1 protein-coding gene is annotated in these 557 nt (G+C 30.5%); it reads left to right on the forward strand.

Going from position 1 to position 557, the window contains the following annotated elements; genetic code table 11:
- Positions 1 to 137 precede the first annotated feature (137 nt).
- Complete coding sequence (hld, locus tag ACK509_RS16585; protein WP_000046022.1) at positions 138 to 218, forward strand: delta-hemolysin; 81 nt, start codon at positions 138 to 140, stop codon at positions 216 to 218.
- Positions 219 to 557 lie beyond the last annotated feature (339 nt).

The raw sequence follows: 557 nt of genomic DNA on the forward strand, positions 1-557 counted from the left end.
TCGCTTTAAGTGGTCGAACCTTTTTAGCATCTGCTGCTGCATTTGTAGTCGAACGTGTTTTAGGCGCTTGAAGCGCATCGTTGATGAGTTGTTTAATTTTAAGAATTTTTATCTTAATTAAGGAAGGAGTGATTTCAATGGCACAAGATATCATTTCAACAATCGGTGACTTAGTAAAATGGATTATCGACACAGTGAACAAATTCACTAAAAAATAAGATGAATAATTAATTACTTTCATTGTAAATTTGTTATCTTCGTATAGTACTAAAAGTATGAGTTATTAAGCCATCCCAACTTAATAACCATGTAAAATTAGCAAGTGAGTAACATTTGCTAGTAGAGTTAGTTTCCTTGGACTCAGTGCTATGTATTTTTCTTAATTATCATTACAGATAATTATTTCTAGCATGTAAGCTATCGTAAACAACATCGATTTATCATTATTTGATAAATAAAATTTTTTTCATAATTAATAACATCCCCAAAAATAGATTGAAAAAATAACTGTAAAACATTCCCTTAATAATAAGTATGGTCGTGAGCCCCTCCCAAGC

It is taken from the genome of Haloferax sp. DFSO60 (genome assembly GCF_046557615.1).
Taxonomy (GTDB): Archaea; Halobacteriota; Halobacteria; order Halobacteriales; family Haloferacaceae; genus Haloferax.

What these genes read in the sequence shown, in the direction of transcription:
- hld (WP_000046022.1), top strand. Translation starts at nt 138, where the DNA reads ATGGCACAAGATATCATTTCAACAATCGGTGACTTAGTAAAATGGATT.